General features: G+C 70.7%; 13 protein-coding genes. 8 read left to right on the forward strand and 5 right to left on the reverse strand.

Translation table 11 applies throughout. The features are described from left to right. The first annotated feature begins 11 nt into the window (after positions 1-11). Positions 12-623 (forward strand): methyltransferase domain-containing protein, encoded by a 612-nt coding sequence (locus ABZS64_RS11735; RefSeq protein ID WP_355826713.1) that lies wholly within the window; start codon positions 12-14, stop codon positions 621-623. Here the strand turns inward: ABZS64_RS11735 and ABZS64_RS11740 are convergent. Beyond that, positions 614-1399: an alpha/beta hydrolase gene (locus ABZS64_RS11740; protein WP_355826716.1), complete on the reverse strand. Its 786-nt coding sequence runs from the start codon at positions 1397-1399 to the stop codon at positions 614-616. The two genes, ABZS64_RS11735 and ABZS64_RS11740, sit on opposite strands and share 10 nt — an antisense overlap. A gap of 125 nt (positions 1400-1524) precedes the next feature. On the opposite strand from ABZS64_RS11740, the gene ABZS64_RS11745 reads away from it, so the two are divergent. From ABZS64_RS11745 to ABZS64_RS11760, 4 genes are all read left to right on the forward strand, one after another. Then, the gene (locus ABZS64_RS11745; RefSeq protein WP_355826719.1) at positions 1525-2049 is read left to right on the forward strand and encodes a PadR family transcriptional regulator; all 525 of its coding nucleotides are present in this window, start codon (positions 1525-1527) and stop codon (positions 2047-2049) included. Between the two features lie 154 nt (positions 2050-2203). Continuing rightward, positions 2204-2446, forward strand: coding sequence for a hypothetical protein (locus ABZS64_RS11750; RefSeq protein ID WP_355827082.1), 243 nt, complete (start codon positions 2204-2206; stop codon positions 2444-2446). A gap of 115 nt (positions 2447-2561) precedes the next feature. Beyond that, positions 2562-3407: a hypothetical protein gene (locus ABZS64_RS11755; RefSeq protein WP_355826722.1), complete on the forward strand. Its 846-nt coding sequence runs from the start codon at positions 2562-2564 to the stop codon at positions 3405-3407. Positions 3408-3451: 44 nt separating this feature from the next. Next, positions 3452-3958 carry an SAM-dependent methyltransferase gene (locus tag ABZS64_RS11760; protein ID WP_355826725.1) on the forward strand — a complete coding sequence of 169 codons (507 nt, stop codon included), beginning with the start codon at positions 3452-3454 and terminating at the stop codon, positions 3956-3958. Between the two features lie 254 nt (positions 3959-4212). Here ABZS64_RS11760 and ABZS64_RS11765 read toward each other — a convergent pair whose 3' ends face one another. From ABZS64_RS11765 to ABZS64_RS11775, 3 genes are all read right to left on the reverse strand, one after another. Then, positions 4213-4755: an MOSC domain-containing protein gene (locus tag ABZS64_RS11765; protein ID WP_355826728.1), complete on the reverse strand. Its 543-nt coding sequence runs from the start codon at positions 4753-4755 to the stop codon at positions 4213-4215. Between the two features lie 72 nt (positions 4756-4827). Continuing rightward, complete coding sequence (locus ABZS64_RS11770) at positions 4828-5007, reverse strand: hypothetical protein (RefSeq protein WP_355826731.1); 180 nt, start codon at positions 5005-5007, stop codon at positions 4828-4830. Between the two features lie 69 nt (positions 5008-5076). After that, positions 5077-6156, reverse strand: a complete 1080-nt coding sequence (locus ABZS64_RS11775) for an acyl-CoA desaturase (protein WP_355826733.1) — start codon at positions 6154-6156, stop codon at positions 5077-5079. A gap of 293 nt (positions 6157-6449) precedes the next feature. Here ABZS64_RS11775 and ABZS64_RS11780 point away from each other — a divergent pair, with 293 nt between their 5' ends. Beyond that, a complete protein-coding gene (locus ABZS64_RS11780) occupies positions 6450-9356 on the forward strand; it encodes a DEAD/DEAH box helicase (protein ID WP_355826736.1) in 2907 nt (968 codons plus the stop codon). Then, on the forward strand, positions 9353-10648 hold the full coding sequence (locus ABZS64_RS11785) for an SWF or SNF family helicase (RefSeq protein WP_355826739.1): 1296 nt from the start codon (positions 9353-9355) through the stop codon (positions 10646-10648). The genes ABZS64_RS11780 and ABZS64_RS11785 overlap by 4 nt, the downstream gene beginning before the upstream one ends. A 3-nt stretch (positions 10649-10651) precedes the next feature. Here ABZS64_RS11785 and ABZS64_RS11790 read toward each other — a convergent pair whose 3' ends face one another. Then, complete coding sequence (locus ABZS64_RS11790) at positions 10652-11284, reverse strand: hypothetical protein (RefSeq protein ID WP_355826742.1); 633 nt, start codon at positions 11282-11284, stop codon at positions 10652-10654. A 181-nt stretch (positions 11285-11465) separates the two neighbouring features. Between ABZS64_RS11790 and ABZS64_RS11795 the strand changes: the two genes are divergently transcribed. Continuing rightward, on the forward strand, positions 11466-12842 hold the full coding sequence (locus ABZS64_RS11795) for an esterase-like activity of phytase family protein (RefSeq protein ID WP_355826745.1): 1377 nt from the start codon (positions 11466-11468) through the stop codon (positions 12840-12842). Positions 12843-12916: the final 74 nt, after the last annotated feature.

The raw sequence follows: 12916 nt of genomic DNA on the forward strand, positions 1-12916 counted from the left end.
ATCATGTCCTCATGGCCGACGACCACGTAGACGACCACACGCATGTGCAGGAGTTCTTCAGCGCCCGCGCCGCGGACTGGGACGCCCGATTCCCCGACGACGGTCCGGCCTACGCCGCCGCGGTCGCCGAGCTCGGTCTGCGCCCCGGCGACGCCGTCCTCGACGCGGGTTGCGGCACCGGGCGCGCCCTGCCGCCCCTGCGCTCCGCCGTCGGACCGCGGGGGACGGTGATCGGTGCGGATCTGACGCCCGCGATGCTGGACGCGGCGGCGCAGGCCGGGCGCGGGAGCAGCGGGCAGCTGCTGCTCGCGGATGTCGCCCGGCTGCCGCTGCGTACAGAGTCGCTGGACGCCGTGTTCGCCGCGGGCCTGATCGCCCACCTGCCCCAACCTGCCGTGAATCTGGGCGAGTTGGCACGGGTGGTGCGGCCGGGCGGAAAGCTGGCACTGTTCCACCCCATCGGCCGCGCGGCCCTCGCCGCCCGCCACGGCAGACAGATCACCGATGACGATCTGCGCGCGGAGCCCAATCTCCGCCCCCTGCTGGCCGGTTCGGGCTGGCAGATGGTCTCCTACACCGACGAGGACGCCCGCTTCCTCGCACTGGCGGTCCGTCAGGACTGAAGCGTCGGGACCCGCGAGGACTCAGCCGTCGCGACGGCCCGTACGAAAGCGGTCGGGTTGTCGAACATGACGTTGTGACCGGCGTCCGGGGCCGTCACCACCCGTACGCCGGAGGTCACCAGCTCTTCGTGCCCGGCGAGTTCACCACTCTTCTCTCCCTGTACGTAGGTGCGCTCGGCGGGCAGGTCCATCAGCATCCGGCGCATCGTGGGCCGCGTGCCGCGGATCAGACCGGTCGCGCTGCGGTGCAGGCCGAGCGGGTCCGCCAGGCGCATGGTCGCCGCCCAGGCCGGGCCCACCCGCTTCAGCACGCGCGAGAAGCCGCCGCCGTTGACGAATTCGTCCTCGCTGTACGTGGAGATCCCACTGCTGCCCGCCGTCTGAGGCGGGTCGGGATCGAGGTTGGCCTCCGTGACGACCAGCCGCGCCACCAGCTCGGGGCGGCGGTACGCCAGCACGATGGCCACCGATCCGCCCATGCTGTGCCCGACGATCTCGGCGCCGCGGACCTCCGCCTCCTCGAGCACGGCAGCGAGCGCAGCCGCATGGTCCTCCAGCGAGTAGCCGAAGTCGGCCGGCCGGTCACTGAGTCCGTGACCGGGCAGGTCCACGAAGAGCGAGCGGCGTCCGGCCAGTTCGCGGCTTGCCGCGATATGCGCGTGGTACGCCGCCGAGGCCGCGCCGAGCCCGTGTACGTACACCGTCGCCGGGCCGTCCCCCGCCGCTTCCGTCCAGCGAATGAGGCTGCCCCGCGCATCGAATCGGGCGTGTCGCACCGTCACTCCCCCCTGTTCGTCGACGTTCTCGTTGTCCGTCGAAGCTCTCGTTCTCGCTCGCAGCATACATCGGTGGCGATGTATGGCGATACCGATGTACACCGCCGATGCGGCACAATGCGAGCATGCTCGAGCTCGCGATCCTCGGATTCCTCCATGACGCCCCGCTGCACGGCTACGAACTGCGTAAACGCATCACCGCTCTGACCGGGCACGTGCGGCCGGTCGCCGAGAGCACGCTGTATCCCGCGATCAAGAGGCTCGAAAAGGCGGGCCTGCTGGCGCGCGAAACGCAGCCAGGGTCGGTCGCCGCGCCCCGACATGTCCTCAGCCTCACCGACGAGGGCCGGCGCGAACTGCTGCGCCGTCTCGCGGAGCCCGCACAGCTCGACATCACCGACGAGAACCGGTGGTTCACCCTCCTTGCCTTCCTGCGGCACCTTGAGGACACGGAGGCTCAGTCGGTCGTACTGCGCCGGCGGCTGGCATTCCTCGAGGAGCCCGCCAGCTTCTTCTACGAGGGCGATCGGCCGCTGCGGGCCGAGGAGTTGGACGATCCCTTCCGCCGCGGCATCCTCACGATCGCGCGAGCCACCAGCGAGGCGGAGCTGACGTGGCTGCGCACCACGATCCGCGCCCTCGGCAGGTAGCGCGCCGTTCTCCTTTCGGTCGCCCCAGTTCCAACTCCGCGCAGGGATGCCAGACTTGGAAGATCGGCGGCGACCCTCGCCCTGGGGAAAGGTGGTCCGGGTGTTCAACCGACTCCGCAGGCTCCGCAAGTTCCTCGCATACCGCCCCGAGGAGATGCCGGCAGCCCGGCCTCCAACGCGGCAGCACAACATCTTCGAGGCCGCGGCCGTCTATGTGTCGGGATGCGCCGAGGACGATCAGGACCAGATCGACGAGGCGGTGACCTGGGTGTCCCCCGAGGCGCTGTCCTTCGGGATCAACGAGCTTGCCTGCCGGGCGGTCATCGCCCTCGCCCGCGAGCGGGACGAGTCGCCGCAGACGGTGGCCCGTAGTCTGCTCGGCCTGCCCGCCGCGTGACCTGTGCAGGGGCCCGTGCGGAACGAGCCGAATCACTTTCCGTCCGCAGCCCCTCGACGGCCGGGTTACCCACTGGTTAAGGTGCGCCGACGAACGATCGGATGGGGAGGGTGACGTGGCCGGGACGGACGACGCCGTCGACGAGGACGCGCTGTATGTGCTGACCGCGCTGCTGCTGACGCCTGCGCAGTACCCGAGCGTGCTCGGCGACGACTACCCCGCCGCATGCGCGGCCCTGGGCCTTACGCCGTACGCCGAGGGGTACGGCCTGGTGCTCGGTCAGGACTCCGGCGGGGCCCGCTGGACGGTCGTGGTCGACGACGTGTCCCTCGTCGCCGTCGCGATCGCGTCCTGGGACTGCGGCATGGACTACGACCTGTCCCCCGGCGAGAGTTCGGTGGTCTCCGCGCTGCCCGGCTGGCCGTTGGCCGTCGCGGTCGCGGCGCCCGGCGTGCCCGAGCCGCACGACCCGGAGCCCGAAGAGGGCGACCGGGCACCGCTGACGCCGCCCGACACCACGGTGTGGGGACCCGCCCAGCGCCGGCTGGGGGCTGACGAGATCGCGCTCCAGTGGGCGGAGTGGCGACAGCAGATCGACGACGCGGACCTGGCGTCTGCGGACACTCCCGAGGGCGGAGAGCCCGAGGGCGACAAGCCTGAGGGGGGACGGCGCGAGGGCGGCAAGCACGAGGGGCACGAGGGCGTACAGCGGGCGCTCAAGGAGGCCCGCGGCTATGTGGACTCGGCCCCGCCGGTCGGGCGGGTCCGCTCCAGTTTCGCGCCCGGCGGAGCGCGCACCCTGCGCGCCGACGGCCCCGGCTGGTCCATGGTCGCCAGGACCGACGACATCGCTTTCGTCCTGCTGGACGAGGAGCCGTGCGAGGTGATTCCGGTGGGTCGTGGGGCCAGACTGCCCACGCTGCTGGAAGCGCTCGACAAGATGGCCGTACGCCCGTCCTGAGGACCGGCGACGCGCACGCATAGCAGTTACGGGGAGGAACCGGCATGCCGGACAGTGCAGTTGAGGGACAGACCTCCGACGGGCAGGACGGGCTGGTCGTGTGCCGCCCGGTCGGCCGGGTCGTCGGCGGCCGCAGCGCGGTCGAGGACGACGACTGGGGTCTGGAGAGCGCGGTGATCCGGCTCGACGGCACGCAGTTCGGGCCCGATGCACTGGCCGGGCTCGAGGACTTCTCGCATCTGGAGATCGTGTACCACTTCGACCGGGTGGTGCCGGACAAGATCCAGACGGGCGCTCGTCACCCGCGCGGCAACAAGGACTGGCCGCTGGTGGGGATCTTCGCCCAGCGGGGCAAGAACCGCCCGAACCGGCTGGGTGTTTCCCGCTGCCGGCTGGTGAAGGTCGACGGACTCGACATCCATGTGACCGGGCTGGACGCGGTGGACGGCACGCCGGTCCTCGACATCAAGCCGTATATGGCGGAGTTCGGTCCGATCGGCGAAACGGTGCAGCCGCACTGGTCGGTCGAGCTGATGCGTGACTACTACTGACGGCGTCGGGTGAGGCGGCGCACCGTCCGCGGACAGTGCGCCCGAAACCCCACCGTGGCCCCTAGGGGTGTCTTTTGGATCAGGCTGGATCAGTGAGCGGGGTCTGGCGTGGTGCATCGCAAGGCGGAGGAAGGAGCCGACGCGGAGCGTCGGCGACTGACGACAACGCAGCGTGGGGCACCTCCCGTGCCCGAAGGGCTACGGGGGAGTGCGTGCCAGGGCACGCGAGCCCGGCAAGATCCGAAAGACACCCCCTAGACCCGGTCGAGCGGCACGTGGAGCCCGTCCGGCAGCTCGACGGCTATCGCGTCCCCTGGCCTGACGACTCCGCCGGTCCTGACGATGCTCATGATCCCCGCCTTGCGCACGATGTTGCCGTCGTCGTCCCTGCCGACGACCTGCTTGAGCAGGCCGCCCTGGAAGGCGTCGATCTGCAGGCAGGGGTTGCGCAGCCCGGTGATCTCCACTTGCGCCTCGTCGCCCAGCCGCAGCACGGTGCCGGTGGGCAGTGCGAGCAGGTCGATACCGCTCGTGGTGATGTTCTCGCCGAGGTCGCCCGGGGCAACATCGAAACCGGCCTCGCCCACCTCCTTGAACAGCTCCTCGTGGATGAGGTGGACCTGGCGGAGATTGGGCTGGGTCGGATCCTGCGCGACGCGGGAGCGGTGCTTGACGGTCACCCCCGCGTGCACATCGCCCTCCACCCCGAGCCCGGCGAGCAGCGTGATGCTGTCCCGGTTCGGCTTGGTGAACGTGTACTCGCCGTTGCTGCTGACCGTCCTGACAGTTCCGCCCATCGCTGCGGAGCCCCCTCTTCCGTGCCGGTGATCGTCTTCGACTCTACCCGGCACGGATCGAGAGTTACCAGGTCAGCGGCCGATCTCCTTGCGGGAGACCCGGCGCAGCCTGCGGCGCTGGCTGGGGTCGAGCATGAAATACGCCACCGCGGGGACTCCGAGCACCACGAGCAGCGACAGCCATCCGATCAATGGCATCAGGAGCAGGCCTACGGCCACTCCCCCTATGACGAGCTTTGTACGTGTCGACATCTCGACGCCTCCATTCGCGGCCTTGGCCGCTCCTGCTGTCAGAACGTGCACGCACGTCCCACGGTTCCACTATGCGTCGGCGCGCAGCGGTTCGCCGACCTCGTGCATATGGGTCAGTGCCTGCCGGTACGACTCCACGAGCCCTGTCTCGGTGTAAGCGACACCGAGCGACCGGCAGTGGGCGCGTACGAGCGGCTGCGCGAGCCTCAGATGAGGGCGGGGCATGCTCGGGAAGAGATGGTGCTCGATCTGGTAGTTGAGCCCGCCCAGGAACCAGTCGGTGACCGGGTTGCCGCGGACATTGCGGGAGGTCAGGACCTGTCGGCGCAGATGACCCCAGCGCTCGGCGCTCTTCTCGTCGGGCATCTCCATGCCCTTGTGGTTGGGCGCGAAGGCCATGCCCAGGTGGAGGCCGAGCAGCATCTGGTGAATGAGCGCGAAGACCACGGCGTGGCCGAGCGGCATGGTGGTGAGCAGCAGGGTGGCGTACGCGACGACATGAGCGAGGAGCAGCAGGCCCTCCGTGGCGCGTGCACGCCTGGACTGGCGGGCGCCGGCCTCCTTGGAGAAGACGGCCTGGAATCCGTAGATCTTGAGGGCGATGCCTTCGAGGGTGGTCAGCGGGAAGAAGAGCCAGGCCTGGTGGCGGGTGAGCAGGCCGCGGAACCCGGTGCGGCCCTTGGCCTGCCTCTGTGTGAAGACCAGGATGTCGGCGGCGACGTCCGGGTCCTTGTCCGTGTGATTCGGGTTGGCATGGTGTCGGTTGTGCTTGTCGTTCCACCATTCCTGGCTCATGCCCAGGAGCAGATTGGCGTGGATGAGCTGGATGATCCGGCTCTTGCGACGGTCGCCGGTTATTTGTGAGTGCCCGGCGTCGTGGCCGAAGAAGGCTGACCGGGTGGAAAGCACCGCGAGCAGCGGCGCGAGCAGCAGGACCCACCAGGATCCGCCGATGAGAGCCATGCCGGTGATCACTGCGGCGAGGCCGAGCAGATTCACCGTGATGCCGCGGGCGTACCAGCCGGTGCGGCGTTCCAGCAGGCCCTGCTCCTTGACGGTCCGCAGGAGTGGCGCGAATTCACTTCCCGCGCTCCGCCCGCGCCCGGCGTCGGGCGTCGGTGGCGCGAGGGTGGCAGTGGCCTGAGGCATGGCGATCTCCGGTCTGTGGGCCGTGCGCTGGTATGTGTGCGCTGCTGTGAGCACTGCGCTGACCTGAGCAAACGTATGGATCGGTGCCCCTTCGCGACCATGGCGCCACCACCCGGACAGGTCTGGGGCCAGCCCGGGGCCGGAGGTGGTGCTGGCTACACCCCTACGGGTCGAAGTGAGCTACGTCACGGCCTCGTCGCCTCCGTCCGGGCCACGGCGCGGAGTACCCTCGGCGGCTCCGGCCCGCAGTAGTCAAATTTGAGGAATGCGTCATCGCTGTGCACAAGCCCCTTGTGGCAACGCCCTCCCCGGTCACCGAACCTCGACTCGTTCCCTCCGATCTCCCCCAACTCGTCCGCTGCTCCGTGGTCTTCGTGCCCGGGGACCCGGCCCGCACCGGACGCGTGGCTTTCTTCCGTCCCGACGGCGGCGAGGTCCTCCGTCCCGATCGCGGCGAGCCCCCGGTCGCGTCCGGCGCCGTCGAGCCGCTGACCGTGGTCGGGGACGACGTACGCCCGCAGGCCGTACGGGCGTTGCTGCTGCCCGTACGAGAGGCACTGCCGGTCCTCACCAGGGCGCGGGCCGACGCGGAAGCCTCCCCGGCGGCCGCCTTCTGGGGTGCGGCGACGATCCTCGCCCTTCAACTGGTCGCGCGCGGGCTGCTGTTGCCAGGGCTGACCTCCACCGATCACGATGCCTGGCGCGCAGGCCCGCTGACCCCGCAGGACCTTGAGCGGGTGCGCACGCTCGCGGCCTCGATGCCGCCCACCGCCCACGCCGTGCCGCTGGATGCGGCGGCCGACCCCCTGCTCCTGCCCGAACCCGAGCGGCTGCTGCGCGCCTTCCTCGACGCGGTCGCGGACGGGCTGCCGCGGACACCCGCGGCCCCGATCGCCGTGGGCGGCCCGGCGTTCGCCGCGCACGAGCCGCAGCTGCTGCCCGGCCAGCGGGCCTGGGCAGCAGCTGTCGCCGCCGGCCATGACGCCGGCGTACGGCTCTCCCTGCGTATCGAACTGCCGGGCCTGGAACAGTCCGAGGGCGAAGGACCGGCCTTCAGTGCCGTCCTGCAGATGCACAGCGTCAGCGATCCGACGCTCGTCTCGGACGCCTCCGAGGTCTGGGCCGGTCGGTCCGCCGGGGGATTCGGGCCGCGCGCGCGGATGGACGCCCTGCTGGCGCTGCGCCGTGCCGCCCGCGCCTGGGCGCCGCTCACGCCGCTGCTCCATGCCGCAGTGCCCGACGCTATCGAGCTCGCCGACGACGAGATCACCGAGCTGCTGGGCGAGGCGGCCAGGACACTGGCGACTACCGGTGTCCAGGTCCACTGGCCCAAGGAGATGGCGCGCAAGCTCACCGCTCGCGCCGTGATCGGCCCGCCCGACGAGGAGAACGCCGCAGGCCCGCAGAAGGAGGAGTCCGGGCTGCCCTCCTTCCTGTCCGCCGACGCGCTGCTGGCCTTCAACTGGTGGTTCGCACTGGGCGATCAGCAGCTCACACGCGCCGAGCTCGACCAACTCGCCGAAGCAAACCGCCCCGTCGTACGACTGCGTGACCAGTGGGTGCTCATCGACCCGGAGGAGGCCAGGCGCGCCCGCGAGAGCCAGGATCGCAAGGTGACTCCCGTCGATGCGCTCGGCGCCGTACTGACCGGATCCACCGAGGTCGACGGCCGCCGTATCGACGTACAGGCGTCGGGGTGGCTGGCGCGGCTGCGCGACCGGCTCGCCGACCCCGAGGGCGGACAGCAGGAGATCGGCCAGCCGGACGCGCTCGCCGCGACGCTGCGCGACTACCAGCTGCGCGGCCTCAACTGGCTGAACCGGATGACCTCGCTCGGACTCGGCGGCTGTCTCGCCGACGACATGGGCCTGGGCAAGACCATCACGCTCATCGCGCTCCATCTGCACCGGCAGACCGACGATTCGGCCGCGGGCCCCACCCTCGTCGTCTGCCCGACGTCCCTGATGGGCAACTGGCAGCGCGAGATCGAGAAGTTCGCGCCCGGCACCCCCGTACGCCGCTTCCACGGCCCATCGCGCAGCCTCGACTCCCTCGCCGACGGGGAGTTCGTCCTCACGACATACGGCACGATGCGGCTCGACGCCGGGAGGCTCGGCCAGGCGGCCTGGGGCATGGTCGTCGCCGACGAGGCGCAGCATGTCAAGAACCCGTACTCCGCCACCGCCAAGCAGCTGCGCACCATCGGCGGGAAGGCGCGGGTCGCACTCAGCGGCACGCCCGTCGAGAACAATCTCTCGGAGCTGTGGGCGATTCTCGACTGGACCACACCCGGACTGCTCGGCAGGCTCGGCACCTTCCGTACGCGCTATGCCCAGACCGTGGAGGGCGGCAACGATCCGGCCGCGGCCCGCCGACTGGCCGCGCTGGTCGGGCCGTTCCTGCTGCGCAGGCGCAAGTCCGACCCGGGCATCGCGCCCGAACTGCCGCCCAAGACCGAGACCGACCGGGCCGTGTCGCTCACCAAGGAGCAGACCGGCCTGTACGAGGCGGTGGTACGGGAGACCCTCGCCGCGATCTCGGAGGCGGGCGGTATGGAGCGGCGCGGTCTGGTGGTCAAGCTGCTCACCGCGCTCAAGCAGATCTGCAACCACCCGGCGCAGTACTTGAAGGAAGGCAGCCTGAAGGAGGAGCGGCCCCGGATCGCCGGCCGCTCGGGGAAGCTGGAGCTGCTGGACGAGCTGCTCGACACGATCCTTGCGGAGGACGCGAGCGTGCTGGTCTTCACGCAGTACGTGCAGATGGCGCGGCTGCTCGAACAGCATCTGGCGGCGCGCGGTGTACGGACCCAGTTCCTGCACGGCGGCACGCCGATCGCCGATCGCGAGGCGATGGTGAACCGCTTCCAGGACGGTGAAGTCCCGGTCTTTCTGCTGTCGTTGAAGGCGGCAGGCACCGGGCTGAACCTCACCCGGGCCGAGCATGTCGTGCACTACGACCGCTGGTGGAACCCGGCCGTGGAGGCTCAGGCCACCGACCGCGCGTATCGCATCGGCCAGGACCGGCCGGTCCAGGTCCACCGGCTGATCGCCGAGGGAACCATCGAGGACCGGATCGCGGAGATGCTGGCACGCAAACGGGAGCTGGCGGACTCGGTACTCGGCTCGGGCGAGACCGCGCTGACGGAACTGACCGACGCAGAGCTGGCGGATCTGGTCGAGCTGCGAGGGAGCGGACGATGAGCGAGGAGACCGAGAGGGAGCGGACGTTCGCCGCGCTGCCGCCCGCGCACGGCCGGGGCTTCGCCCAGAGCTGGTGGGGCCAGTCCTGGCTCAAAGCGCTGGAAGACACGGCGCTCGACGGCCAGCAGCTCAAGAAGGGCCGCAGGCATGCCCGCGAGGGCGCGGTGGGTGCGGTGTCCGTGCGTCCCGGGCGCATCACCGCTGTCGTACGGGACCGCGACGGCACCGCACAGCGCAGCGATGTGCTGCTCCAGGAGCTGACCGCGGCCGAGTGGGATCGCTTCCTGGACATGGCCGTCGACCGTGCGGGGCATATCGCGGCGCTCCTGGACCGCGAGATGCCACCGCATCTGGTGGAGGACGCTGCGGCGGCCGGGGTCGAACTCCTGCCGGGGATCGGCGATCTGGAGCCCGAGTGCACCTGCGGGGCCTGGGACCACTGCCCGCACACGGCGGCCCTGTGCTACCAGGTGGCGCGGCTGCTCGACCAGGATCCGTTCGTGCTGTTGCTGATGCGGGGGCGCGGGGAGCGCAGTCTCCTGGACGAGTTGCAGATACGGAGTGCGGCGCGGGCGGCCGCAACCTCACCGGAGCCGGAGGATGAGCAACCGGCCGGCGTGCGGGCCGACGAGGCGTTCGCGGCGCGGGGCATCCTGCCTCCGCTGCCCACTCCCCCGCCGGTACCGGAGGAGCCGGGACTGCCGCCGGCCCTGGACACCGAGACCCCTCCGGGACCGGGCCTCGACGCCGAGGCGCTGGAGTTCCTGGCAGCGGACGCGGCGGCGCGGGCGCACCGGATGCTCATCGACGCACTGTCGGCCGGGCATCAACAGCAGCCTGTCGAGCCGGAGTTGACTCAGGACCAGGATGCGGTGCGGCTGGCGGCCGCAGCGCCCGGACCGGCGATCGCGGGACGTCTCGCCGCGGGAACGGACCGGCAGCGCACCGAGCTGGAACTGGCCGTCCGTGCCTGGCACTTCGGCGGTGCGGCCGCGCTCCCGGTGCTGGACGAGGGGTGGACGCCGGAGCCCGACGTGCTCGCCCGGGCGCGCACAGCGCTCGACGAGGCGTGGGAGGAGGCCGACCGGCCGCAGTTGCGGGGAACGGGCCCGGGCCGCTGGACGGTGGTTGGCGCGGATGCGCAGCTGCGCCTTTCGCGTGACGGCCGTTGGTGGCCGTACCGCAAGGAGCGGGGCCGCTGGGCTCCGGCCGGCCCGGCGGACCACGACCCGGCGGCGGCGCTGGCGGTGCTCAGCAACGAGAGCGGACGAACCGAGGACAGCGCGGCCTGAGTGTCAACGGCGCGCCTGGCCTGCGAGTGCCTTCGCGACCTTTCCGGCCCGGTCCGCACCCATGTTGGTCTTGCCCTCGCCGTAGCTGACGATCAGTGCGATGTCGCCGCCGCCCGCCACCGGGAGCTGGACGGTGGCGACATTGCCGCCGGGTGTCACGACCGGCTCACCCTCCGCGGCCTTGTCCGCCTTCTCCACGAAGTCGGACAGGGCTTTCACGTCCATGCCCGCGTCGGCCTGGATCTTCGGGGCCATCACGCTGACGGCGGAGCCCTTCACGACACCGCTGGTGAACACGTGCACGTCCTCGGAGTTGATGCCGTACGCGCAGTCGATCACCGCGCCGTCCGTCTTCCCCAGGACCGACTCGGGGCCGTCCGCGATCTCGCCCCAGGCGTACGGCCCGTCTCCGGGCACGCCCGCCCGGCCCGTGAGGCCCGCCTCCCTGGCCGCGGCGACGATGTCGTACGACAGCGTGCAGGCGTGGACGCCTGTGCCCGCCTCGGCGGCCTTCTCCTTGACAAGGTGGACGCTCAGGTTCTTGGTGAATTCGCCGCCGAGCGCCTGCGAGCAGCCTGCCAGCAGCAGTACGGTCGCGACAGCCACCGCCGTTGCGGCACGGTTCCGGATCTTCATCTCCGCCCCCTGGTTCATGGTTCAACTGCGTGATCCTATGCGTGCCTGCGCAGACAGGGCCGCGCCGCCCGCCATTCACCCCATGGATCCCGGGAGTTCGCGGGGATCTCGCAGTCTTGCCCACGGTTGTCCGGCCGTCTGCCCCGGATCCCGTGCGAACGCTCGCGTCCTTGGAGGACCCATGTCCCGTCGTGCCGTCAGGCGCACTGCCGTCGTGGCCGCCGTGCCGCTCACCGCCCTGACCGCGTTCGCGGTGGCCGGCACCGCCATCGGTGCACCGGACGCGACCGGGCCGACGACGGCCCGGGTCACAGCGAGGGCGGTCCTCGGCAACATCCCGCTGGGCCGGTTCAGCAATACGCTGCTGCCCGGCTCGGTCGCCGACGACCGCGGCGTCGACCTCGGCGGGATAGGCAGTGACATCTTCCCGGCCGGCCGCAAGGGTGAGTTCTGGACGGTGACCGACCGCGGGCCCAACGGGCAGATCAAGGTGGACGGCAAGAAGCGCCGCACCTTCCCCGTCCCGGGCTTCGACCCGGCGATCGTCAGGATCCGCGTGTCCGGCGACCGCGTGCAGGTGCTCAAGGCGATCGCGATCACCACGCAGTCCGGCAAGCCGGTCACGGGTCTGCCGAACCAGGCGTCACGTGACGAGGCGCCCTACTCGTACGACGCGAAGACCCCGCTCACGTACGACCCGAACGGCCTGGACACCGAGGGCATCGTGCGCGCCGCCGACGGCTCCTTCTGGCTCGCCGACGAGTACGGCCCCTCGCTCGTCCATGTCTCCGCCCGTGGAACGGTCCTCGCGCGCCATGTGCCCAAGGGGCTGAACCTCACCGGCGCCGACTACCCGGTCGTGGAGTCGCTGCCCGCCATTCTGCTGGAGCGCAAGACCAACCGCGGCTTCGAAGGTCTGACCCAACTCCCCGGCGGCGACCTGGTCCTCGCGGTGCAGAGCCCGCTGTCCGTGCCGGACACGGCCGCGGGCGAGAAGTCCCGCAACGCGCGGCTGCTGCGCTTCTCGCCCAAGAAGCGTGCCGTGACGGCGGAGTACGCCTACCGCTTCGACGCTGTGGACGTCGTCGACCCGGGCGAGGACGACCCCTCGGAGCTCAAGATCTCCTCGCTCGTGGCGATCGGCCGCGACACCCTGCTGGTTCAGGAGCGCACCGACAAGACCGCCCGGCTGCACCGGGTCACACTGCCGCACGGCGCGGGCATCCTGGGCGGCGCCTGGGACGACCCGGCGACCTCACCGTCGTACGAGCAGACCGAGGACCCGTCGGCGGCGGGAATCCCCGTCCTCCGCAAGAGCCTCCTGGTCGACTTCACCAAGGTCACGGGCGTGCCCGGCAAGGTCGAGGGCGTCGCCCTAATGGGCCGGGACACCCTCGCGCTCATCAACGACAACGACTTCGGCATGACGGACGGGCCGGACGCCTTCGACGCACAGGGCCGCCTCGTGGACAGCGGCATCGAGACGAGGGTGACCTACGTACGACTGCCGAGGCCGCTGCACCCCCGAATCAACTTCCCTCGTGGCGACGGAAGTTGATACGGCCATCTTCCGGCACTCGCGCCGCGGCCCGTACCGTGAGGCACGCGAAACTCCTTCCGTTTGCCGGACAC

The organism is Streptomyces sp. NPDC005408 (assembly GCF_040606445.1).
In the GTDB taxonomy this organism is placed as follows: domain Bacteria; phylum Actinomycetota; class Actinomycetes; order Streptomycetales; family Streptomycetaceae; genus Streptomyces.